Annotated in this window: 20 protein-coding genes and 1 tRNA gene; 8 read left to right on the plus strand and 13 right to left on the minus strand. The window is 74.1% G+C overall.

Annotated features, from left to right (window positions below; translation table 11 throughout):
* Positions 1 to 11 precede the first annotated feature (11 nt).
* Complete coding sequence (ku, locus tag AMOR_RS18025) at positions 12 to 911, minus strand: non-homologous end joining protein Ku (protein ID WP_248353011.1); 900 nt, start codon at positions 909 to 911, stop codon at positions 12 to 14.
* Positions 912 to 1,008: 97 nt separating this feature from the next.
* On the opposite strand from ku, the gene ligD reads away from it, so the two are divergent.
* Both ligD and AMOR_RS18035 read left to right on the plus strand, forming a co-directional pair.
* Entirely contained in the window at positions 1,009 to 3,513 is a 2,505-nt protein-coding gene (ligD, locus tag AMOR_RS18030; RefSeq protein ID WP_248353013.1) for a DNA ligase D, read from the plus strand.
* 184 nt (positions 3,514 to 3,697) lie between these two features.
* Entirely contained in the window at positions 3,698 to 4,048 is a 351-nt protein-coding gene (locus AMOR_RS18035; protein ID WP_248353014.1) for a hypothetical protein, read from the plus strand.
* 245 nt (positions 4,049 to 4,293) lie between these two features.
* On the opposite strand, the gene AMOR_RS18040 is transcribed toward AMOR_RS18035, so the two are convergent.
* Positions 4,294 to 4,569 carry a hypothetical protein gene (locus tag AMOR_RS18040; protein ID WP_248353015.1) on the minus strand — a complete coding sequence of 92 codons (276 nt, stop codon included), beginning with the start codon at positions 4,567 to 4,569 and terminating at the stop codon, positions 4,294 to 4,296.
* 66 nt (positions 4,570 to 4,635) lie between these two features.
* Between AMOR_RS18040 and AMOR_RS18045 the strand changes: the two genes are divergently transcribed.
* The gene (locus AMOR_RS18045; RefSeq protein ID WP_248353016.1) at positions 4,636 to 5,934 is read left to right on the plus strand and encodes a mechanosensitive ion channel family protein; all 1,299 of its coding nucleotides are present in this window, start codon (positions 4,636 to 4,638) and stop codon (positions 5,932 to 5,934) included.
* 51 nt (positions 5,935 to 5,985) lie between these two features.
* On the opposite strand, the gene AMOR_RS18050 is transcribed toward AMOR_RS18045, so the two are convergent.
* A tRNA-Ala gene (locus AMOR_RS18050) sits at positions 5,986 to 6,061 on the minus strand.
* A gap of 112 nt (positions 6,062 to 6,173) precedes the next feature.
* Here AMOR_RS18050 and AMOR_RS18055 point away from each other — a divergent pair.
* Positions 6,174 to 8,456, plus strand: coding sequence for a tetratricopeptide repeat protein (locus AMOR_RS18055; protein WP_248353017.1), 2,283 nt, complete (start codon positions 6,174 to 6,176; stop codon positions 8,454 to 8,456).
* Positions 8,457 to 8,732: 276 nt separating this feature from the next.
* Here the strand turns inward: AMOR_RS18055 and AMOR_RS18060 are convergent, their stop codons facing one another.
* The 6 genes from AMOR_RS18060 to AMOR_RS18085 form a co-directional block, all read right to left on the minus strand.
* On the minus strand, positions 8,733 to 9,419 hold the full coding sequence (locus AMOR_RS18060) for an Ig-like domain-containing protein (RefSeq protein ID WP_248353018.1): 687 nt from the start codon (positions 9,417 to 9,419) through the stop codon (positions 8,733 to 8,735).
* Between the two features lie 32 nt (positions 9,420 to 9,451).
* Positions 9,452 to 9,883, minus strand: coding sequence for a DUF420 domain-containing protein (locus tag AMOR_RS18065; protein WP_248353019.1), 432 nt, complete (start codon positions 9,881 to 9,883; stop codon positions 9,452 to 9,454).
* On the minus strand, positions 9,880 to 10,941 hold the full coding sequence (locus AMOR_RS18070) for an ABC transporter permease (RefSeq protein ID WP_248353020.1): 1,062 nt from the start codon (positions 10,939 to 10,941) through the stop codon (positions 9,880 to 9,882). Before AMOR_RS18070 ends, AMOR_RS18065 begins: the two co-directional genes overlap by 4 nt.
* A complete protein-coding gene (locus AMOR_RS18075) occupies positions 10,938 to 11,918 on the minus strand; it encodes an ABC transporter ATP-binding protein (protein WP_248353021.1) in 981 nt (326 codons plus the stop codon). Before AMOR_RS18075 ends, AMOR_RS18070 begins: the two co-directional genes overlap by 4 nt.
* 4 nt (positions 11,919 to 11,922) lie before the next feature.
* Positions 11,923 to 12,810, minus strand: coding sequence for a heme o synthase (gene cyoE / locus AMOR_RS18080; RefSeq protein ID WP_248353023.1), 888 nt, complete (start codon positions 12,808 to 12,810; stop codon positions 11,923 to 11,925).
* Positions 12,811 to 13,002: 192 nt separating this feature from the next.
* Positions 13,003 to 13,281: a TIGR02300 family protein gene (locus AMOR_RS18085; RefSeq protein WP_248353025.1), complete on the minus strand. Its 279-nt coding sequence runs from the start codon at positions 13,279 to 13,281 to the stop codon at positions 13,003 to 13,005.
* A gap of 160 nt (positions 13,282 to 13,441) precedes the next feature.
* Between AMOR_RS18085 and ttcA the strand changes: the two genes are divergently transcribed.
* The 4 genes from ttcA to AMOR_RS18105 all read left to right on the plus strand — a co-directional run bounded on the left by ttcA (position 13,442) and on the right by AMOR_RS18105 (position 17,697).
* Positions 13,442 to 14,305: a tRNA 2-thiocytidine(32) synthetase TtcA gene (ttcA, locus tag AMOR_RS18090; protein WP_248353027.1), complete on the plus strand. Its 864-nt coding sequence runs from the start codon at positions 13,442 to 13,444 to the stop codon at positions 14,303 to 14,305.
* Between the two features lie 76 nt (positions 14,306 to 14,381).
* Positions 14,382 to 15,629: an AgmX/PglI C-terminal domain-containing protein gene (locus AMOR_RS18095; protein WP_248353029.1), complete on the plus strand. Its 1,248-nt coding sequence runs from the start codon at positions 14,382 to 14,384 to the stop codon at positions 15,627 to 15,629.
* A gap of 53 nt (positions 15,630 to 15,682) precedes the next feature.
* On the plus strand, positions 15,683 to 16,363 hold the full coding sequence (gene deoC / locus AMOR_RS18100; protein ID WP_248353031.1) for a deoxyribose-phosphate aldolase: 681 nt from the start codon (positions 15,683 to 15,685) through the stop codon (positions 16,361 to 16,363).
* Positions 16,364 to 16,527: 164 nt separating this feature from the next.
* Positions 16,528 to 17,697, plus strand: coding sequence for a phosphopentomutase (locus AMOR_RS18105; RefSeq protein WP_248353032.1), 1,170 nt, complete (start codon positions 16,528 to 16,530; stop codon positions 17,695 to 17,697).
* 81 nt (positions 17,698 to 17,778) lie between these two features.
* Here AMOR_RS18105 and AMOR_RS18110 read toward each other — a convergent pair whose 3' ends face one another.
* The 4 genes from AMOR_RS18110 to AMOR_RS18125 form a co-directional block, all read right to left on the minus strand.
* Positions 17,779 to 19,113, minus strand: coding sequence for a multiheme c-type cytochrome (locus tag AMOR_RS18110; protein ID WP_248353033.1), 1,335 nt, complete (start codon positions 19,111 to 19,113; stop codon positions 17,779 to 17,781).
* Between the two features lie 361 nt (positions 19,114 to 19,474).
* Complete coding sequence (locus AMOR_RS18115) at positions 19,475 to 19,873, minus strand: STAS domain-containing protein (RefSeq protein ID WP_248353034.1); 399 nt, start codon at positions 19,871 to 19,873, stop codon at positions 19,475 to 19,477.
* Positions 19,870 to 20,385, minus strand: coding sequence for an ATP-binding protein (locus AMOR_RS18120; RefSeq protein WP_248353035.1), 516 nt, complete (start codon positions 20,383 to 20,385; stop codon positions 19,870 to 19,872). Before AMOR_RS18120 ends, AMOR_RS18115 begins: the two co-directional genes overlap by 4 nt.
* The gene (locus AMOR_RS18125; RefSeq protein ID WP_248353036.1) at positions 20,378 to 22,255 is read right to left on the minus strand and encodes a SpoIIE family protein phosphatase; all 1,878 of its coding nucleotides are present in this window, start codon (positions 22,253 to 22,255) and stop codon (positions 20,378 to 20,380) included. The genes AMOR_RS18120 and AMOR_RS18125 overlap by 8 nt, the downstream gene beginning before the upstream one ends.
* Positions 22,256 to 22,261 lie beyond the last annotated feature (6 nt).

The following is a 22,261-nucleotide window of genomic DNA, read 5'->3' on the forward strand; positions in this document are numbered from 1 at the left end:
AGACGGCTGCGTCACTTCTTGGAAGTGGCGCGTGCCGGCCTCGCCTCGGCGTCCCGGCGGGCGCGCCGCGGCGCCTTGCGGTCCCCGGCGGCCTCGGGGACCTCCTCGCGCGCGGCGGAAGGGGCGGTGGGCGCGCGCCCCGTCGCGTCGAGGCTCGCCTTCAGCGCCTCCATGAGGTCGATGACCTGGCCCTGCGGCTCCGCCGGCGCGGCGACCTGGATCTCCTGCCCCTGGACCTTTCGCTCGATGGCCTCGAGCGTCCGCTTCTTCACCGAATCTTCGTAGCGCTCCGGGTGGAAGGCGTCGGACGCGGTCTGCTCGATGAGCTTCAGGGCGAGCTGGATCTCCGGCTCCTTCAGCTCGGCGTCGTCGACCGGGACCTCCTCGGGCGTCCGGACCTCGTCGGCGTAGTAGAGCTGCTGCATCACGAGCCGGCCGCTGCTCGGCCGGATGAGCACGAGGTACTGCTTCCCGCGCGCCGCGTAGCGGGCGAGGGCGGCCTTCCCCGAGCGCGCGAGCGCCTCCGCGAGCAGCCGGTAAGCCTTCGCGCCGCCCCGGTCCGGCCCGAGGTGGTAGGCGCGGTCGAAGTAGACCGGATCGACCTCCGCCGCCGGGACGAACTCGGCGATGTCGATGGTCTGCGTCGCGAGCTCCTCGAGCGCCTTGAGCTCGTCCGCGGAGAAGGTGACGTACCGGTCCTTCGCGAACTCGTAGCCCTTCACCATGTCGTCCCGCTCGACCTTCTCGCCGTCCTTCGAGCACACGTACTGCTGGCGGAGGCGCGCGCCGTCCTTCGCGTGCAGCAGGTTGAACGACACGGACGCGGCCGGCTGCGTGGCGGCGTAGAGGCGGACGGGGATCGAGACGAGACCGAACGAGATCGTCCCGGTCGCGAGCGAGCGAGGGGCCATGACGCCGTTATAAGGAGAACGTCCTCGGACGGCTCTCCCGTCCGGTCCGGGAGGGGCTTCACGGATCGTGGCCGACCGGCTCGACCGATATCGCGCGATGCGCGACCCCGCGCGGACGCCCGAGCCCTTCGGAGCGGGGCCGGAGCGCGCGATCGCCGGCGCGTCACGGCTGTTCGTCGTCCAGAAGCACGCCGCCCGGCGCCTCCACTGGGACTTCCGCCTGGAGCTCGGTGGGACCCTCCGGAGCTGGGCGGTCCCGAAGGGGCCGTCCGCGGATCCGGCCGACAAGCGGATGGCGGTCGAGGTCGAGGACCACCCGATCGAGTACGCCGACTTCGAGGGGACCATCCCGGCGGGCAACTACGGAGCGGGCGCCGTCATCGTCTGGGATCGCGGCGCGTGGCAGCCCGTCGGCGACCCGGTCGCCGGGCTGGCCGAGGGGAAGCTCGTCTTCCTCCTGCACGGGTACAAGCTCCGCGGCGAGTGGACGCTCGTCCGGACGCGGCGCGCGCAGGGCGGCAAGCAGGAGTGGCTCCTCCTGAAGCACCGCGGCGATGCCTTCGCCGGACCGGGGCGGCCCTTCCCGCAGGAGTCGGTGCTCTCCGGACGCCTCCTCGAGGAGGTCGCCGCCGGGACGAGCCGCGCCGACGCGGCGGTGCGCGAGGCGGTCCGGCTCGGGGCGAAGGAGCGCCGCCTCGCGGAGAAGGACCTCGCCCCGATGCTGGCGGAGCTGCGCGACGCGGCGTTCGACGACGCCGGCTGGCTGTTCGAGCTCAAGTACGACGGGTACCGGCTCCTCGCGCGGCGCGAGGGCGCGAGGGCGGAGCTGCGCTACCGGAGCGGCGATGACGCGACGGCGCTGTTCCCGGAGGTCGCGAAGGCGATCGAGATGCTCCCCGTCGACGCGGTGGTGGACGGGGAGGTCGTCGTGCTCGGGGCGGACGGCCGGCCCTCGTTCCAGGCCCTGCAGAAGCGCGGGCAGCTCGCGCGACGCGAGGACGTCGCCCGTGCGGCGATCGAGGCGCCGGCGACGCTCTTCGCCTTCGACCTCCTGGCGGTCGGCGGCCGCGACGTGCGCCCGCTGCCGCTCGCGGAACGGAAGCAGCTGCTCGCCGACGTCGTGCCGCGGCTCGGGCCGGTCCGGTTCGCCGATCACGTCGAGGGACGCGGGTTGGCGCTCTTCCGCGAGGTGGAGGCGCGCGGGCTCGAGGGCATCGTGGCGAAGCGCGCCGACGCGCCCTACCGGGCGGGCCGGTCGTCCGCGTGGCAGAAGATCCGGCTCGCCTGCGCGGGCGACTTCGCCGTGGTCGGCTTCACGGCGCCTCGCGCCGGCCGGGCGCGCTTCGGCGCGCTCCTCCTCGCCGTGTTCGACGGCGAGGGCTTCGTGTTCGCCGGCAGCGTCGGCTCCGGCTTCACGGATCGTCAGCTCGACGACCTGCACGCGCGGCTCGCGCCGCGGATCCGCAAGACCCCGCCGTGCCGCGGCCCCGTCCCGCGCGGCCGCGGGAACACGTGGGTGGATCCGGAGGTCGTGGTCGAGGTCCGCTACCGCGAGTGGACCTCCGACGGCCTCCTGCGCCAGCCGGTGTTCCTCCGGGTGCGCGACGACAAGCGGCCGGAGGAGGCGATCCGCGAGGCGGCCGCGGCGCACGATCCGCCCCCGCCGTCGCACGCGCCGGCCGCCGACGCGCGCCAGGTGAAGATCACCAACCCGGACAAGGTCTTCTTCCCCGCGGACGGGATCACGAAGGGCGAGCTCGTCGCCTACCACCGCGCCATCGCGCCGTTCATGCTGCCGTTCCTCGCGGACCGGCCGCTGGTGCTGACGCGATACCCCGACGGCATCGATGGGAAGAGCTTCTTCCAGAAGGACGCCCCCGAGTGGCGGCCGCCCTGGATGCGGACCGTCACCGTGCACGCGGAGGAGACCGGGCGCGACCTCGAGCACTTCCTCGTCGACGACGCCGACGGGCTCGCCTGGCTCGTGAACCTCGGCACGATCCCCATCCACGTGTTCGCGAGCCGGACGCCCGCGCTCGAGCGGCCGGACTGGTGCGTCGTCGACCTCGATCCGAAGGAGGCGCCCTTCGGACACGTGGTCCGGCTCGCGCGCGCGGTGCACGCGCTGTGCGAGCAGCTCGGCCTCCCGTCCTACGCGAAGACCACCGGGCAGAAGGGGCTCCACGTCCTCGTCCCGGTCGGCGGCCAGCTCACCCACGACCAGGCGCGCACGCTCGGGGAGCTGCTCGCGCGCGCCGTCGAGGGGGAGCACCCGGACATCTCCACGACCGCGCGCGCGATCCCGGCGCGCGGCGGGCGCGTCTATCTGGATTACCTCCAGAACGGGTGGGGGAAGACGATTGCCGCCCCGTACACCGTGCGGCCGCGGCCCGGCGCGCCGGTCTCGACCCCGCTGCGCTGGAGCGAGGTGAACGCGCGGCTGGACCCGTCGCGGTTCACCATCCGGAACGTCCCGGCCCGTGCCGAGAAGCTCGGCGCGGACCCGCTCCGGCCCGTCCTCGACGCGCGGCCCGATCTCGTCGCCGCGCTGGCGCGCCTGCGGGAGCGGCTCGAGGGCCGCGGGGCGCGGCCGGCGCGCTGACGGCGGCGCGCCCGCGGAGCGGCGTCCTCTCATCCCGGAGGGGCCCGCCGGTCGGCGCCCCGATTGGCCGAGCCCGCACGTCATTGCGACGTCAATTTCCCGTGACGCGGCGCGACGATTCCGTGGACAATCGTCACCAATCGGATATGGTGAAAACCCCGCTCTCCCACCAGGAGCCACCCAGATGCCGAGACCGCCCCGCGAAACGTCCATCGACTCCATCCTCCGCGACGCCGCCGACCGGGTCGTGCAGCGCGTGTCCGCCGCCATCGCGAAGCAGGTCAGCGATCTCGTGCAGGAGGGCATCCAGCGCGAGCTCGCGAGCGCCGGCGGCGGCCGCGGTCGCCGCAACACCGCGACGCGCCGCCCCCGCACCGAGATCACGAAGTGGGTCGCCGATCACCGCGCTCGCCGCGTCCCGAACTTCGTCATCGAGGCGACCGGCCTCGACACCAAGCGGAAGATCGTCGCCAAGTTCGGCGAGGGCGCCGCTTTCGAGAAGGGCAAGCCGCTGCCGAAGCCGAAGGCGGCGTAGCGCGCGCAGCGCGCCGCGGGGGACCTCGCGCGCGCCCGCGAAGGCGGGCGCGCGAGGTCACGGGCCCCCGCGCGCCGGGGTGGGGCCCCAGCGGCTCTGCCGATGGGGCGGGGCGGCACGCCCCGTGAGATCGCCAAGGGCAAGCCGCTGCCGAAGCCGAAGGCGGCGTAGCGCGCGCAGCGCGCCGCGGGGGACCTCGCGCGCGCCCGCGAAGGCGGGCGCTCGAGGTCACGGACACGCCCGCACTAACGCTGCACCAAGCCGCGGACGAGCCCCGCGCCCTCGAGCGCGTCGCAGGACGCGTCGAGGTCGCCGGGCTCGACCCAGAACCCGGCTCCGCGCCGCGGCGCGTTCGAGCCGAGCGCGGTCGGCGACGCGAACTCCTCCACCTCCACGGCGTAGTCCAGCCCGGCGCCCTCGAGGACGCGCTCGACCTGCTGCGCCTCCGCGAGCGTCGCCGCCAGATAGACGCGGACGACCTCCGTCCCCTCCTCGAACGCCTCCATCGCGACGCGCGCCATCCAGGCTCCTTCCCGCGCACAATCTAACCCGGCCCGCCGCGTTCGCTCGCGCTATCCTCCGCCGCCATGATCCCGCACCGCCTGCCGGCGCGCGCCGCCGCCGCCGCGATCCTCCTCGCCCTCGCCGCGCCCGCGCTCCCCGCGCCACAGGGCGCGGCGCCGCCGGCGCCCGCGTCCGCGACCACCGTCCCTTCGCCGGCCGCGCCGGCGCCGCGCGAGCGCTTCGCGGCGCCCGACGCGCGTCCGTTCTTCGAGAAGCACCTGCCGGCGTCGCTGCTGTCCCGCGGGCCGCGCGGCCTCCTCTGGTGGCAGTGGGTGGCGATCCCGTTGCTCGTCGTCCTCGCGTACGTCCTCGGGTCGCTCCTGGGATGGATCACCCGGCGCGTGCTCGGGCACCTTGCGTCGCGCACGAAGACGGAGTGGGACGACATCCTCATCGCGAAGGTGGCCGGCCCGCTCACGTGGATGTGGGCGATCGCGATCGTCACCGCGCTCCACTCCGCGCTGCTGCTCGACGACGCGGCGATCGGGGTGCTGCAGCGCGTCCTGCGGGCAGCGACGTACCTCGTCTTCTTCTGGGCGGGGTTCCGGTCGATCGACGTCGCGTTCGCCGCGGCGGGCGAGGCGCCCTGGACGAAGGCGAACGTCGGGCTGAGCGGGCTCCTGCCGCTCGGCCGCAAGCTCGGCAAGGTCATCCTCCTCGCCATCGGCCTCGTCGCCGTCCTGAACGAGCTCGGGTTCCAGGTGGCGAGCCTCCTCGCCGGCCTCGGCATCGGCGGCATCGCGATCGCCCTCGCGGCGCAGAAGACCGTGGAGCACCTCTTCGGCTCCGTCGCGATCGGCGTCGATCAGCCGTTCCGCGTCGGCGACTTCGTGAAGGTCGAGGACGTCATGGGGACCGTGGAGACCATCGGGATGCGCTCGACCCGCATCCGCACGCTGGACCGGACGCTCGTCACGTTCCCGAACGGCAAGCTCGCGGACATGAAGACCGAGACGTTCGCGGCCCGCGACCGGATCCGGCTGTTCGTGAACCTCGGACTCTCCTACGAGACGACCGCGGCGCAGATGCGCGCGGTGCTCTCGGGGATCGAGGCGGCGCTGCGCGGCCACCCGAAGCTCTGGGCGCGCGACGCGCCGAGCGTCCGGTTCACGGCCCTGAACGACTCGACCCTCAACGTCGAGGTGGTCGCGTGGTTCGCGACGAAGGACTGGGGCGAGTTCACCGGGATCCGTCAGGACCTCTTCCTCGCGTTCATGGAGACGGTCGAGCGCGCCGGGACGACCTTCGCCTATCCGACCCGGACCGTCCGGCTGGTGTCGGAGGACGGCGCCGGTGTGGGCTCCGTGGCGCCGCGGTCCTGAGGCTCGCCCGAAAAGGAAGCGGCCCGGCGTTTCCGCCGGGCCGCTTCGGATTGGTGGAGCTGATCGGGATCGAACCGACGACCTCTAGAGTGCGATTCTAGCGCTCTCCCAGCTGAGCTACAGCCCCACGAACTCTCCCCCGAGGTCTCAGGGGACCGCGTTCTTAACGGTTCCGGCGGGGAGGTGTCAAGCTCCGTTTGGCCAGAACGGGTGCTATCTTGCTCCACCGGTACGAGCCCATGCCCACGCCCTCGAAGCCACTCACGCCCGCAGAGCTCTCCGCCCTCGAGCACGCCTTCGCGTCCGACCCGGGCTCCGAAGCCTATCGCCCCCTCACGGAGGCCTACCTCGCGAACGGTCGTTTCATGGAGGCGATGGTCGTCTGCAAGAAGGGCGTGAAGGCCCATCCCGACGACCCCGCCGCGAAGGTGCTGCTGGCGCGCGTCTACGCCGAGCAGGGCAAGGACCGCAAGGCGCTCGAGGAGCTCGCCGCGGTCCTCGCCGCGTTCCCGACGTTCGCCGCCGCGAACCGGCTGGCGGGCGTCCTGCACCTCCGCCTCGGCGAGCGCGCCGAGGGCGAGGCGGCGCTGCGCCGCGCGGCCGAGGCCGCGCCCGACGATCCCGAGGTTCGCGACGCGCTCGCGAAGTACGGGATCGTGGCGGCCCCTCCGCCCGCGCCGCCGCCGGCCGTCGCCCCGCCCGCTTTCCCGGCGCCAGCGCCGGGCGGCCCACCGGTCGCCCCTCGCGTCGCTCCCCGCGCTGCCCCGCCGGCGGCAGCCCGCGCGGCCGCGGCGCCGGTCTCGAGCACCGGTGCGGCGACCGCCGTCGCGGATCAGTCGGAGGAGGTGCCGCTCCCGACGCCCGTGCCGTCGCAGCGGGTGCAGGGCCGGGCCTACGCCGAGCAGCTCGCCCAGAAGTACGGCACGCAGTCGTTCCAGCTCCCCGGCCGCGCGCGCGACGCCCGGAGCGGCCGCCGCGCGACCGTCGTGACGACCGTCGCGCTCGCGGTCGTGCTCGCGACGGCGCTCGGCGGGTGGGCCATGTGGAGCAAGGCGCGGAGCGCCCGCATCGAGCGGGTCGCCGCGCTGCTCAAGGAGACGACGCCGCTCGTCGAGAAGGACGTCTATCCGGCGTACGTCGAGGCGGGCCAGAAAGCCGAGCAGATCCTGGACGCCGACCCGGACTCGCTCGCCGGCCACGCCTTCCTCGCGTACGTCTCCGCGATCCGCTACGCCGAGCACGGGGACGGCGACGCCGCCCGCGCCCTCGCGCTGAAGCACCTGCAGGCGGGCCGCGCGCTCGGGCGCCACTCGCACCTCATCGCGGCCGAGGCCTACCTCAAGCTGCAGGTCGGCGACGCCGCGGGCGCGAAGGAGGCGCTCGACGCCGTCCTCGGCGGCGACAACGGCGCCCAGAGCGCGTTCCTCACCGCCGTCCTCGGCGCCGTCCACCTGCGCACCGGCGACCTCGACGCCGCGCGCGACGCGCTCTCGCGCGCCCAGAAGCAGAACCCCGGGGACGCGCGGACCGCGTGGCTCCTCGCCGAGCAGTTCCGCCGCCGCGGCGAGGGGTACGAGCTGCAGGCGAGCGGCTGGTACGACTACGCGCTCCGGACGCAGAAGGAGCACGTCCCCTCCATCCTCGGGAAGGCGCTCGTCCTCCTCGGCCGCGGCCAGTCCGAGGAGCCGGGCCGCGCCGCCGCGCTCGTGCTGGACCCGAGGACCGGCGCGTCGAAGCCGCAGCTCGCGCTCGCGCACGCGATCCGGGGCGGCGCGCTCGCGGCCCAGGGCAAGGCGGACGACGCCGCGAAGGAGGAGGCGGAGGCCGCGAAGCTCGACCCGGCGAACCCGGACCTCCCGTGGCTCGTCGGCCAGCGGAAGCTCCGGGCCGGCGACGCGGCGGGCGCCGTCGAGGCGTTCCAGCGGGCCGTGTCGCTCGACGCGAAGCGGGTCTCGCTCTACGCCGACCTGGTCCGCGCGCTCCTCGCGAAGGAGGGCGGCACGCCCCAGGCCATCGACGTCCTCAAGAAGGCGATCACCCGCCTCGGGGAGAGCCCGCGCCTCGCGCTCCTCCTCGGCGACGCCTACCGCGCCTCCGGCGACGCGGACCTCGCCCGCGGACAGTACGAGAAGGCCATCGCGCTCGGGAAGCCGTTCCCCGACGCCCGCGTCGCGCTCGCGCGGCTCCACCGCGACAAGAACAACATCCCCGGCGCGCTCGTGGAGCTCACTCAGGCCATCGACGAGTACGGCGCCGGCGGCGCGGGCGGCGCCGCGGTCGCGTACGTCGAGAAGGCCGACGTGGAGCGGGCGCGCGGCGCGAAGCGCGAGGTGCTCGAGGATCTCTACGGGAAGGCGCTCGAGCTCGACCCCGCGAACTGCGACGCGCTCTGGAACGCGGGCAAGCTCGAGTTCGACGCCGGCAAGCTCACGGAGAAGGCGAAGGCCCGCCTCGAGACGTATACGAAGGCCTGCCCCCGGGCGCCCCACGTGGCGGAAGCGGGGAAGATGCTGGGGAGGTGAGGGCGCCTAGCGGGCGCCGTTGGCCCGCGTCGGCGTTGACGCCCCTGTCGCACGTGCCCGGCGCACGCCCCCGTCGCAGTGGCGGAGGCGCGACCTCGCGGGCGCGGCGCGTCCGTGCGGGCGGCGCCCCCTCACCCCGGCCCTCTCCCCCACGCGATGAAGCCGCGCGGGGGAGAGGGAGTACGAACAAAGGAAGCGAGATCGTACGGCGGGGGAGAGGGAGTACGAACGAAGGAAGCGAGATCGTACGGCGAGACCGTACGGCGAGATCGTGCGTCACTTCCTGGCGCGCCGCTCCGCCTCGTCCCGGGCCTTCACCGCCCGCTCGATCTCCTCCATCGGGTTGCCCTTCACCGCGCGCGGCTTCCCCTCGGCGGTGCGGGCGTCGACGACGTGCACCGGCAGCGTCGTCCGCGCGCCCTCGACCTCGACGGTGGCCGTCGTGGCGCCCGGGCCGACGGCCCAGAGCTGACCGCGGGCGTCGCCGCGGCAGACGTCCTCGCTCGCGCAGGTGACCGTCGCGACGCGGCCGGCGAACGGCGCGCCCTGATCGTCGAAGGCCTGGACCTGGAGGGCGAGCGGCGCCGCCTCGTCCTGCATCTTCAGCTCGGCGCGCTCCGGCGCCACGACGACCCGGGCGACGACCCGGACCACGATGGGCGCCTCGACCGCGACGCCGCCGATGGCGCAGCGCACGGCCGCGGAGCCCGGGCCCGCCGCGGTGATCGTGGCGTCGTTGTGGACGCCCTTCACCGTCGCGACCTTCTCGTCGGTCGACGACCAGACGCAGGTCTGGTCGGGGACGGGCTGCCCGCGGCGATCGAGGGGCGTCGCGTGGACCTTCGAGGACTTGCCGGTGCCGGCGAACCGGACCGAGCCGGGATCGAGCTCGATCCGCTCGGCCTTGGAGCAGGCTGCGACGAGCACGGCGGCGAGCGGGACAGCGAGGGCGCGCGAGTTCATCCCGCGATGCTACCGCGGGCTCGCACCGCCGGTCAGCGGATCGCGGGCGCGAGGTGGTAGAGCATCACGTACACGACCACCCCCGTCACCGACACGTACATCCAGACCGGGAAGGTGGCGCGCGCGATCCGCCGGTGGTCCGGGAACCGGGCCTTCGCCGCGAGGAACAGCGTCCGGAGCACGAGCGGGGCGGCGGCCGCGGCGAGGACCGTGTGCGAGAGCAGCACGGCGAGGTAGAGGGCCTTGAGCCCGCCGCTCCCGGGGAACCGGTGCGTGCCGGTGAGGGCGATGCGGGTGAAGTACCCGGCGAGGAAGAGCACCGAGCTCGTGCACGCCGCTAGCATGAACGCGCGGTGCACCTTCCAGGCGCCGCGCCGGATCGCGAGGAACCCGGCGAGCAGCAGGACCGCGCTGGTCGCGTTCAGCGCGGCGTTCACGGACGGGAGGACGGCGGCGAGGGTCATGGGCGGGGCGCCCTCCGCGTGGCGAGCAGCGCGAGGAGCAGCCCCGCGCCGGCGAACGCCGCGCACACCGCGAGGTCCTCGAGCGCCGAGCCGGGGAGGACCCCTGGCGCCTCCGGGCCGGCGAGCGCGCGGCGGGTCGCGGACACGGCATACGAGAGCGGGTTCCAGCGCATGACCGCGGCGAACCCGGGCCGGTCGGCGGGCACCGGGAACATCGCGCCGGAGACGACCCAGAGCGGCACGAGGAGCGTCATCTGGATCGCGTGGTACCCCTGCACGTTGTCGACGAACCAGGCGACGGCGAAGCCGAGCGCCGCCAGCCCGATCGCGGCGAGCCCCAGCGCTGCGAGGAGCAGCGGCCAGCTCACCGACAGGTAGGGGATCCCCGCGGCGGGCGCGAGCAGCAGGAACAGCGCCGCCTGGGTGAGCGCGACGGACGCGGAGCCGAGCGTCTTCCCGAGCACGAGCGCGAAGCGCGACCCGGGCCCGGCGAGCACCGCCTGGAGGAAGCCCCGGTGTCGGTCCTCGATGACGGAGAGCGTGGTGAAGATCGAGGCGAACAGCACGACCATCAGGACGACGCCCGGGTAGAAGAAGGCGAGGTACCCGGGCCCGCCTCCGCCGGACATCCGGAACGTGCCGGACATGCCCGCGCCGATGACGAACCAGAAGATGATCGGCTGGCCGAGCGCGCCGGCCAGGCGCGAGGGCTGGCGGAAGAAGCGGACGAGGTCGCGGCGCCAGAGGACCGTGGCGGTGGCGAGGTCGTAGGCGAGGGAGGACGAGCGGGGCGGGGGGAGCGGGGGCGCGGCCTTCGACTCCGCACCCGCTTCGAGGGCGCCACGCTCAGGGCCAACGGGGGCTGGCGTGCCCGTACCCGTACCCGTGAACGTGCCCGGCGTCTCCGTGCCCGTGCCCCGCGTCCCGTGGCCCGTGGGCCCTCGCCCTGGCCCGCTCCCCGTGCCCGTCCCGGTCGCGGTCGAGCTCGGGATCGGGCCACGGGCAACGGGCACGGCCCGCGGGTTCGCGTTCGGGTTCGGGGTGGCCCTCCCGCTCACGCCGCCTCCTTCCCCTCGTCGAGCGAGGCCCCGGTGATGGCGAGGTACGCGTCGGCGAGCGTCGGCCGCCGGAGCGACACGGCGCGGAGACGACCGGCGGGGAAGGCCTCCACGATCCGCGGCACGAGCGTGTGCGCCTGCTCCTTCTCGACGTGCACCCCGTCGTCCCGCACCCGGGCGGGCAGGCCGAGGCGGGCCTCGATCTCGGCGGCGATCGCCTCCGGATCGTCCGCCTCGACCACGACCACGTCGCCCGGCACGCGGGCGCGGAGCGCCGCGGGGGTGTCGCACGCCACCACGACGCCGCCCGCGAGCACCGCGAGCCGATCGCAGCGCTCCGCCTCGTCGGGCTGGTGCGTCGTGAGGATCACGGTGAGGCCCTCGGCGCGCCGGAGCGCCTCGATCTCGGCCCAGAACGCGCGGAACGCGGCCGCGTCGAGGCCGGTGGTCGGCTCGTCCATCACGAGGATCGCGGGCCGGTGCACGAGGGCGCGCGCGAGCTCGACCCGGCGGCGCATCCCGCCGGAGAGGCGCTCGACGGGCTCGCGGGTACGGCCCGCGAGGCCGGCGGCCTCGAGCAGCCGCGGGATGCGCTCGCGGGCGGCTGCGCGCGGCACGCGGTGGAGCCGCGCCGCCATGGCCAGGTTCTCCTCGGCCGAGAGCTTGCCGTCCAGCCCCGGCGCCTGGAACACGATCCCGGAGGCGGCGCGGAGGGCGCGGGCGCCCGCGGGGATCGCGCGGCCGTCGAGGCGGAACGTGCCCGCCGCGGGCGGCAGGAGGCCCGCGAGGATCGCGAACAGGGTCGACTTCCCGGCGCCGTTCGGGCCGAGCAGCCCGACGATCTCGCCCGGGGCGACCGCGAGCGAGGCGCCGCGCAGCACCTCGCGGTCGCCGTAGCGGAACGCGACGCCCTCGAGCGCGAGGCGGGGCGCGCTCGCGGTCGCGCCGGCGGCGGAGGTGGCGGCGGACACCGGCATCGCTTCACGAAGGGGAGACGAAGAGGACGGCGAACAGCGCGGTGAGGTAGACGAGCGTCCCGAGGAAGAAGGAGCGCGCCCAGCGTCCGCCGGTGCGCCCGAGCCCGAGGAGGGCGTAGCTCGCGAGCCCCGCGCCGAGCGCGACGGCGACGCCGGCGTACACGGCCCCGGCGACGTGCAGGGGCACGAGCGCGAGCGACGCGGGGACGAGGATCGCGGTGCACACCGCGATCCAGAACCGCGTCCGCGCCTCGCCGTGCACCACCGCGAACACCTTGAGGCCGCCGCGTGCGTAGTCCTCGGCGAGGTATAGCGAGATGGCGAGGAAGTGCGGGAGCTGCCAGGCGAAGAGGAGCGCGAACAGCGCGAGCCCGCCGGCCTCGATCCGGCCCGTCACCGCGGTCCAGCCCATGAGCGGCGGGATCGCGCCCGGGATCGCGCCGACGAAGAGCGCGAGCGTCGAGCGCTGCTTCATCGGCGTGTAGACGACGACGTAGGTGAGGAGCGCGACGAGGGCGAGGAGGGCGGTCAGCGGTCCCGCCGCGAGCGCGAGGGCGGGGATCGCGAACGCCGGCACGAGGATGCCGAGGCCGAGCGCGACGAACGGCTCGACGCGCCCCGCCGGGAGCGGACGGTCCCGCGTGCGCCGCATCCGCGCGTCGATGTCGCGCTCGAGGTAGCAGTTGAGGGCGTTCGCCGCGCCGACGACCGCCGCGGTGGAGAGCACCGCCAGGATCGCCCGGGCGGGCCCGATGTGCCCGGGCGCGAGCCACATCCCGCCCGCGCACGTGATCATCACCAGCCCCGAGAGGCGCGGCTTCGCGAGGAGGAGGAGGTCCCGAAGGTGGGCGAGCGGCGTGGCCGTCCGGAGGGGGACGCTGGCGGTCGTCACCGTGAGCAGATACTCACGGCTCGCCCGGGGGTCAACGTCGCGTTGGGGCCTCCACGCGGGGCCGCTCTCCGCGCCTCCCGCGCCGGCGGCGCGGATGCAGCCCGGGAGGGCCGCTGCCTCGGCGGTGCGCGCGGCTGCGTCACTCGGGGTGAACGATCGCCCCGGAGCGGGGCGGACCGATCACCCGCGCGACTACGGCTCGTCCTCCTCGACGTCCTCGGCCTCTTCGTCCGCCTCGAGGTCCTCGTCGTCGACGGCGGCCTCGACCGTCTCGACCTCCTCGACCTCGGGCGCGACCGGGCGGGCGGCCGCGCGCGGCCGCCTCTCGGCGGGAGGCGGGCCCTTGACCGCCGGGCTCTCGCGCTGGTCGGCGCCGCACTTCGGGCAGACGGGCGCCGCCTTGTTCATGTCGTAGAACTTCGTGTTGCACTTGAAGCAGGTGTACTTGGTGCCGAGGTCCTTCGCGGGCATCGTTTCCTCGTCCCCGTCTGGAGATCGGGCGCCAGTTAACGCAGGGGAGGGTGCGAGGTCAAAGGGTTTTCGAGGCCCCCGGCTCGACCGGGGGCCAGGGCCGCGCTAGAAGAGCCCGCGACCGCGCCACCGACCCGTCCCGGCGCGGAGCGGACGGACGATGAACGACGTCGCACGCCTCGAGAAGCGGCTCCTGCGCGCCACCGCGCGCGCCATCACCGACTTCGAGCTCGTCGGCGACGGCGACCGGATCATGGTCGCGGTCTCGGGCGGGAAGGACAGCTACACGCTGCTCCACCTGCTCATGCGCCTGCAGCAGCGCGCGCCCGTCCGGTTCGACCTGCTCGCGGTGAACCTCGACCAGGGGCAGCCCGGGTATCCCGCGGAGATCGTGGAGCGGCACTTCCAGGCGGTCGGCGTTCCGTACCGGATGCTCCACCGCGACACGTACTCCGTGGTGCGCCGCCTCGTGCCGGAGGGGAAGACCACGTGCCCGGTCTGCTCGCGGCTCCGCCGCGGCGTCCTCTACAACGCCGCGGTCGAGCTCGGCTGCAACAAGATCGCGCTGGGCCACCACCGCGACGACCTCGTCGAGACCCTCCTCCTGAGCGCGCTCTACTCCGGCGCGCTGAAGAGCATGCCTCCCAGGCTGCACGCGCAGGACGGGCGGAACATCGTGGTCCGGCCGCTCTGCTACGCCGCCGAGGAGGACATCGCCGCGTTCGCGACGGCGATGGCGTTCCCCATCGTCCCCTGCGATCTCTGCGGCTCGCAGCCGAACCTCCGGCGGAAGCGGGTGAAGGCGCTCCTCGCGGAGCTCTCGGCCGAGCACCCCGCGGTGAAGGGGAACCTCCTGAACGCGCTCGCGCACGTGGTGCCGTCGCACCTCCTCGACCGCGGGCTGCTCCGGCAGGTCGCGGCGGCGACCGGCCGCGATCCGTGGATCGACGCGGACGAGGACGAGGACGCGTGCGGCGCGGAGGCGGCGGCGCTCGTGGCGCTGGGTGCCGGCGAGCGTCGCTGATTCACGGGACGCGCGACCGTGGGTGTGGGCGCGCGGTTCCTTGCCTGCCCTTTCCGGCGCCCGGTAGGATCGCGCGGTGAACTTCTCCTGCGACCGCTGCGGTCGCCTCTACTCCATCGCCGACGAGAAGGTGCAGGGCCGTAGCTTCCGCGTGAAGTGCAAGGCCTGCGAGCACACGATCGTCGTCCGGGCCGCCGCGACCGCGCCGGCGGCCGGGCAGGCGCCGCACGGTCCTGCGCTCACGCCGGCGCCGTTCCTCACGCCGGTCCCCATGCCGTCCGCCGCGCCCGCGAGCGTGCGCCCTCCGTCCGCGGGACCGCCGCCCCCGCCCGCGCCGCGAGCGGTCCCGGCCGCTCCGCCTCCCGGGGACGACGGCTCCTTCGCGGATCTCCTCGGCGATCGAGGCGATGCCGGGGGCACGGCGACCGCGCCCGTCGTCCGCGCGCCGGAGCCGCCGCCGGTCGCGCGCGCGCCGGCGCGAGAGCCGGCGCTCTCGGGCGCGGAGCTCGACTGGCTCGCGGGCGCGAGCGCCGCCGCGGCGCCCCCGGCCGACGACGCCGCGCCGCCGTCCGATCGCGCCACCGCACCGGCTCCGCGACGGCGCCATCTCCTGGTCGCGGCCGCGGCGTTCGCCGGCATCGCCGCGTGTGTCGCGGCCGCGCTGCTCCTCGGGCCGGGGCGCCGGAAGGTGCCGCGGCCGGCGCCCGGACCGGTCGCCGCGGCGCCCGCGCCGGCGCCGGCTCCCGTTCCCGCGGCGCCTCCTTCTCCGCCGCCCGCCGAGGCAGCGCCCACGCCGGCCGTCGCGGCGACGGCCACGGACGCGGCTCCGCCGCCGCCGAGCCCGGCCGCGACCCGCGCCCGTGCCGGATTCCAGCCCGTCGCGCTCGACGCCGGAGGCCGCGACCGGCCCCGGAGCCTGCAGATCGCGAACAAGGACCGGAAGCTCCTCGACCTGCTCGACCGCAAGCAGGACGCCGCGCCGGCCGCGGCCATCGCGAAGACCAGCCTCGACACGGGCCGGTCGGCGCTCGACCGCGACTCGGTCGAGCAGGCGCTCGCGGACAACCGCGCCGCCTTCGGCGCCTGCGTGACCAAGGCGGTCAAGGCGAACCCGCGCCTCAGGCTCGACGACCGGAAGGCGACGCTGATGCTCACCGTCCAGCCGACGGGCGTCGTCTCGTCGTGCTGGATCGCGGAGGCGGACCTCGAGAAGACCTCCCTCGGGCGCTGCCTCGTCGCCGCTTCCCGGCGGGTGGTGTTCCCGGCGTTCCAGGGAGAGGCGATCGACGTCTCCGCGCCCCTGGCGCTCTCCGCGGTGAGGTGACGGGCCCGCCGGCGCCTACCCCCGGCGCCGCGCGCGCGGTAGCATCCGGCGTCATGCCCACGGTTCCCGAAGGCGCGATCCGCGTCCCGCGCGATCTCGCGCCGCTCATCGACCACACCTTGCTCGCGCCAGGCGCGACGCGCGAGGACCTGGAGCGCGTCTGCGCCGAGGCACGGACCCACGGCTTCGCCGCCGTCTGCGTCCACCGGAACGCCGTCGCGGAAGCCCGACGGCTCCTCGCGGGCACGAAGGTGCTGCCCATCGCGGTGGTCGACTTCCCGCGCGGCGAGGCGGCCACCGGCGCGCGCGTCCTCGAGGCCTTCGAGGCGGTGCGGAGCGGCGCCGAGGAGATCGATCTCGTCATCCGGCTGACGGCGCTGCTCGCGGGCCGCCACGAGGAGGTGCTCGACGACCTCCGCGCGGTCGTGAAGGCCGTCCCGGTGCCCGTGAAGGTCATCCTCGAGACCGCCCGGCTCGGGCGCGAGCAGAAGGTGGTCGCGGCGGCGCTGGCGCGGTGCGCCGGCGCCGCGTACGTGAAGACCTCCACCGGGTTCGGCGGCGGCGGGGCGACGGTGGACGACGTGGCGCTCCTCCGCGCGGTCGTCGGCGAGGAGATGGGGGTCAAGGCTTCGGGCGGCGTGAAGACCGCGGCGGACGCGCTCGCGCTCGTCCGGGCGGGGGCGAGCCGCATCGGGTCGTCGGCTTCCGTCGCCATCGTGACCGGCGACTTTTGAACGGGACGTGCTGCCCCGCCCCGTCGGCAGTTCCGTCGGGGGCCCACCCCTGCTCCGCGGGCCCGTGACCTCCCGCGCTTCGCTTCGCGACGGCGCACGAGGTCCCCGCGCGCGCCCCTCCCCCGCTGCGCGGGGCCCCCTCCCCGCGGTTAAGGAGTGACACCATGGACCGCCGCCGCTTCGTCATCCTCGTCGCCGACAGCGCCGGCTGCGGCGCGCTCCCGGACGCCCGCGCGTACGGGGACGAGGGCTCGGACACGATCGGCAACACGAGCCGCGCCGTCGGCGGGCTCGCGCTGCCGACGCTCGGCCGGATGGGCCTCGGCCACGTCACCGCCATCCAAGGCGTGCCCCCCGACCCGCGGCCCGCCGCCTTCCACGGGCGCATGGCGGAGCGGTCGCAGGGCAAGGACACCATCACCGGCCACTGGGAGATGATGGGGATCGTCCTCCAGGAGGGCCTCGCGACGTTCCCGCGAGGCTTCCCGCCGGAGATCGTGGAGCCGTTCGTCCGCGAGACGGGCGTCCCCGGCGTGCTCGGGAACGTCGCCGCGAGCGGCACGGAGATCATCCAGCGCCTCGGCGAGGAGCACCAGCGGACGGGGAAGCCGATCGTCTACACGTCGGCGGACTCGGTGTTCCAGATCGCGGCGCACGAGGAGACGGTCCCGCTGGAGACGCTCTACGCCTGGTGCCACACCGCCCGGCGCCTCCTGGATCGGTTCAGGGTCGCCCGCGTCATCGCGCGGCCGTTCGTGGGCGCGCCCGGGAAGTACGTCCGGACCTACCACCGGAAGGACTTCTCCATCGCGACGCCGGGCCGGACCGTGCTCGAGAAGCTCGTCGACGCGCGCGTTCCGGTGATCGGCGTGGGCAAGATCCCGGACATCTTCGACCGGAAGGGGATCACCGAGGAGATCCACACGGAGGGGAACGCCGACGGGCTCGCGAAGACGGAGGCGCTCCTCGAGCGCGTGGACCACGGGCTCGTGTTCGTGAACCTCGTCGACTTCGACATGCTGTACGGGCACCGGAACGATCCGGTCGGCTACGCCCGCGCGCTCGAGGAGCTGGACCGGGCGCTGCCGCGCCTCGTCGGCAAGCTCCGGCCGGGAGAGCTGCTCGCGCTCACCGCCGACCACGGCTGCGATCCGACGACGCCCTCCACGGACCACTCGCGCGAGTACGTGCCGCTCGTGGTGCACGCGGCGGACGGCGGCGGCGGAAGCCTCGGGACGCGCGGCTCGTTCGCGGACCTCGGCGCGACGGTCGCCGACTACTTCGGCGTCCCCGTGGAGGTCGGGACGAGCTTCCTCCCCGAGCTGCGCCGGTAGCTCGTCCGGCGCGCGCCGGGACGGGAGGCCCCCTCTCCGCCGCGGAGAGGGGGCCTTCGGGAATCCGGGCGCTGCCCGCGCCTACTTCTTCGGCGCCGGCTTCTTCGCCGGCGCGCCGGGCTTCACCTTCGCGACCCGCCGCATGTCCTCGGCCATCGCCTTGATCTCCACGAGATCGCGGCGCATCTCGCTCCAGCCGTACCAGTTCGCGTAGTCCGGGTTCGCGTGGAACGCGCCCTGGAACGCGCGCATCCGGTGCTCGAGGAACATGACGAACAGCGTCTGCTCGACGGGCGTCGGCGCGTCGTGGAACGTGAGCAGGTCCGGGAAGGGGTACGCGTACTCCTTCGGCTTCGCGAGCACGCCGTCCTGGTAGAGGCCGGCGACCGTCCGGATCGCCTCCGCCATCAGGTGGTCGGCGTCGCGGATGAGGCCGTCGCTCTGCTCGAGCTGCTTGCGGGCGAACCCCTGCGAGTGGCACTGCGTGCAGGTCTTCACCATCTTGGTCCGCTCGGCGTCGAACGCCTCCTGCGTGAGGCGCGCGACGTCGGCGGCCTTCACCACCTCGAGCCGGCCCGTGGGCTTGCCCTGCGGATCGAGCACCCCGAGGCCCTGGAGGATCGTCGCCCGGTCGGCCGTCCACTGCGGGTCACCTTCCGGCATCGGGAGCCGGACGGCGAGGAAGCCCCACGCGGTGCGGACCTCGTGGTTGCCCTCCTGCATGTGGCAGGTCTGGCACGTGGGCGCCGCGCTCGTCTCCGGGATGGCCTTCTGGCTCTTGAGCGCGTTCCGGACGCCGTGCTTCGACCCGCTGTACATCTCCCACTGCGGGTGATCGAAGCCCATGTGGCAGGTCTGGCAGGCCTCGGGGCGCCGGGCCTCCGCCTTCGAGAACAGGTGGCGCGTGTGGCACGCGTCGCAGGAGGCGACGCCGTAGCCGCCGGACGTCTCGCGCAGCTCCTTCGTCTCCTGCTCGCTCTTGAGGCCGAGCTTGTGGCAGCCGCCGCAGCCCTTCAGGCCCTCGCGGATCGCGACCGGCTGGTAATGGAACGTCGGCATCGCCTTCACCGCGGCCCACGACCAGGCGTGCTTGCCGCGCTTGAACTGGGCGACCTGGGCCTCGTGGCACTGCGCGCAGGTGTCGGGCGTGGGGAGCTTCGCCTTGGCGAAGTCGTCCTTCGTCCTGTGGCCGTCGCCGTGGCAGCTGATGCAGTCGACGTCCATCGCGGAGTGTCGCGAGAGCCGCCAGTCGGACACGATGCTCGGGCTCGTCTGCTCGTGGCAGTCGATGCACGCCTGGCCCGGGCCCGCCGCCTTAGCGGGCGGGGGGGCGGGCTTCTTCGCCTGCGCGTCGGCGGCGTCCGCCGCCAGGGCGAGGGCCAGGGCGGCGGCGACGGAGAGGATCCTTCGGGACATTCGACCTCCGGTGACGTCCGATTCGGGTTGGGCCGACGCTTCGCTGGTGTCTTCCCGACGTGGGTGCGGCCGGCCATGCTGCCACCGCCGCCCGGAACGGGAGGCGCGCCCGGTCGGGGGTTCTCCGGACGGAGCCCCCTAGGCAAGCGCCTTGCCAGCCTGCACCCATCGAAAATGCCAGCGGCGACGGGGCCGACCCGGCGCGCGGGCGGCCGGTTTCGGACGCGCGGACGCCGGGATCGGATCACGAGGTCCGATCCCGGTTCTGAGCCCGACGGTGGTGGGGGTCGGGAGGCCGCGGTCGCGCCGCGGCGTCCCTTCCCGGCGCTCGCGCCTCCCCCCGCAGGGCGGCGCCGGCGCTCTACTGGATCGTGACGGAGTTCACCCCGTAGCAGGACAGGGCGAGGAGGCTCGTCCGCTGCCACTTGCGGGCGGCGTTCGACATGAACCTGAGCCCGTACCGCTGCGCCTCGGGCAGCTCCTGGAGCTTCTGGATCCAGTGGATGAACGACTTGAACCCGGACGAGTTGCAGAACTCGAGGTCGCGGAAGTCGATGTAGACCTCCTTCGCGCCGCTCTTCACGAGCTCGTCGTGGATCGCGTCGACGAAGGGGTTGATCACGACCGCGGGGTTCGGCGTGCTGATGGTGCCGCGGAACACGACGCGCGTCCCCTGGGCATCGGCGACGACGCTCGCCGAGTACTTCTCCTCGGCGATCTGGAAGGGAGCGCTGCGGCTCCCGGGCTGGGCGGTGCTCATCGGAGTCCTCCGGGGATCTGGAGCGTGGGGACGTTCAGCTTCCCGAACGCGTGTACGGTGAGACGACCCCAGGATCGGGAGACCGAGAGGTCGAGCTGTGCCTCGAAGCGGATCCGGGCGAGGCCGAGGCCGCCGCGCGTGTGCACCGGCGTGTCCTTCATCGCCCGGAGGTAATGCTGGAGCGCGTCCGGCTCGCGGTTCATCTTCTGGATCCGCTCCGCGAGAGCGTTGAACTCGGCGTCCGTGCAGGCGTTCGAGACGGAGACCGCGACGCGGTCGACCTCCGGCTCGACCTCGAGCGTGAGCTCGACCTCCTCGCCGTGCGAGTGCGGGACGGCGTTCTGCATGAGCTCGTGCACCGCCAGCGCCATCTGCGCCTCGCGATCGCAGCCGGGGCACGCGCACGCGCAGAACGACTCGACGAAGCGGCGGAGCTCGTCGATGAAGACCCACGGCGGCTTCATCCGCATCGTGAGGTAGATGGGCTGCTTGCCTTGTTTCGCCTCAGTCATGCTTTCGCCTCAGGACGACGGCCGTCATGTCGTCCGCCTGGTGCGCCGCGAACACCTCCACGGCGGAGAAGAGCACCCGGAGCACCTCCGGGGCCGAAGCGTTCCCCACGGCGCCGAGCAGCCCCGTGAGTCGCTCCTGATCGAACAGCTCCCCCCGCTTGTCGGTCGCCTCGATGATGCCGTCGGTGATGAGGCAGATGCTCTCGCCGGGCGCGACCTTGAACTCGTACTCCTCGACCCCGACCGGATCGGGGCTGAGGCCGACCCACGGCCCCACGGACTCGACCACCTCGATGAACCCGCCGCCGCGGGTGATGAAGATGGGCTGGTGCGCGCCCGCCGCGACGAACTTGCCGTTCCCCATGTACCGGGCGGCCATGAGGGTCAGGTAGTCGTCGCGCTTCATCCGCTTGCGGACGTTCTCGTGCACGACCCGGTTCACCGCGGAGATGACGTCCTTCGGCGAGCACTTCGGGTTGTCGGCGATGGCCCCGTACGCCGCGGCCTGGGCCATCATCATCACGAGCCCGGAGTTGATGCCGTGCCCGGAGACGTCGCCCACGAGCACCCAGAAGGTGTCCTCGAACGCGAGGATGTCGTAGAGGTCGCCGCCCACGTCGTCGGCGGGCTTCATGCGCGCCGCGACCTCGAACCCCTTCACCGCGGGGCTGACCGGCAGGATCGCGGTCTGGATCTGGTGGGCGATCTGCACTTCCTTGCGGAGCGCCTCCGTCCGCTGCAGCTGGTCGCGCGACTTCTCGACCTCCGTCACCATCGTGTTGAAGGACTGGACCAGCTCGCCGAGCTCGTCCGTGTACTTCTCGCGGACGCGCGTCGAGAGGTCGCCGCCCGCGACGAGGGACATCGACGCGGCGACGTCGGTGAGGGGACGGGACGCCTGCCGGAGCGCGACGACGCTCGCCACGCCCGCGCCGACGAGCACGCCGCCGAAGAGCACGCCGAGGATGCCGCGCAGCCAGTAGAGGCGGCCGTACGCGGCGCTCTCGTCGAGGAGCATGAGCGCGCTGAAGCGGGGCACCTCGGTGGCCGGCTTCGTGCGGACGGCGAGGACCGCCGCGCTGCCCCTGGGCGACAGGTGCTCGAGGCTGCCCGGCTCGCCGGCCGGCAGGTCGAGGACCGGCCGCATCGACGCCTCGTCCACGCCGGGGACCGACACCATGAGCTTCCGCTCGGGATCGGCGATCACCGGGCGGTAGCCGCCGTCCTTGCCGGTGACGTCCGCGAGCAGGACCGAGAGCGACTGCGGCGGCACCGCGGCGACGACGAAGCCGCACAGGTCGCCCGCGAAGTCCTTCACCGGCGCCACCAGGAAGAGGACGCTCGCGTTCTCCACGCCGGGCACGAGGTCCGTGAGCTGCCCGACCTCGGCCACGAGCTCACCCTTCTCGGCGGTCTTCAGGGCGGGCAGGACCACCTTCTTGCCGCGCGCCTGGGGGAGGGCGGTGCCGCGCTTCTCGCCTTGCGCGGAGCGGACGGCGGCGGTGATCGCCCCGTCGGTGCCGAGGAGCGCCGCGGCGGTGATGGCGCCCTCCTGATCCTGGATGACGCGCCGCAGGTAGTCCTCGGCGAACTTCGGGTCGCCCGAGTCGATGCTCATCTGCATCGCCTCGGCCTCGGCCCAGTTGCGGACCGACACCGCGCGCTCGCGAAGGTACCGGCGCACGGCCTCGTGCACCTCGGTGACGCGGCCGGCGAGGTGCGAGTGCACCGCCTCGACGATCACCGACCGCGCGGCGCGCTCGAACGCGAACGCGGCCGTGGCGAGCGCGATCGCGAGGAGCGCGACCGAGGCGAGGAGCAGACGCACCCGGAGCGAGGTGCGTGCACGCTCGGCGATCGCGGCGAGCATCGGCGG

The sequence above is a fragment of the Anaeromyxobacter oryzae genome (genome assembly GCF_023169945.1).
GTDB classification, from domain to species: domain Bacteria; phylum Myxococcota; class Myxococcia; order Myxococcales; family Anaeromyxobacteraceae; genus Anaeromyxobacter; species Anaeromyxobacter oryzae.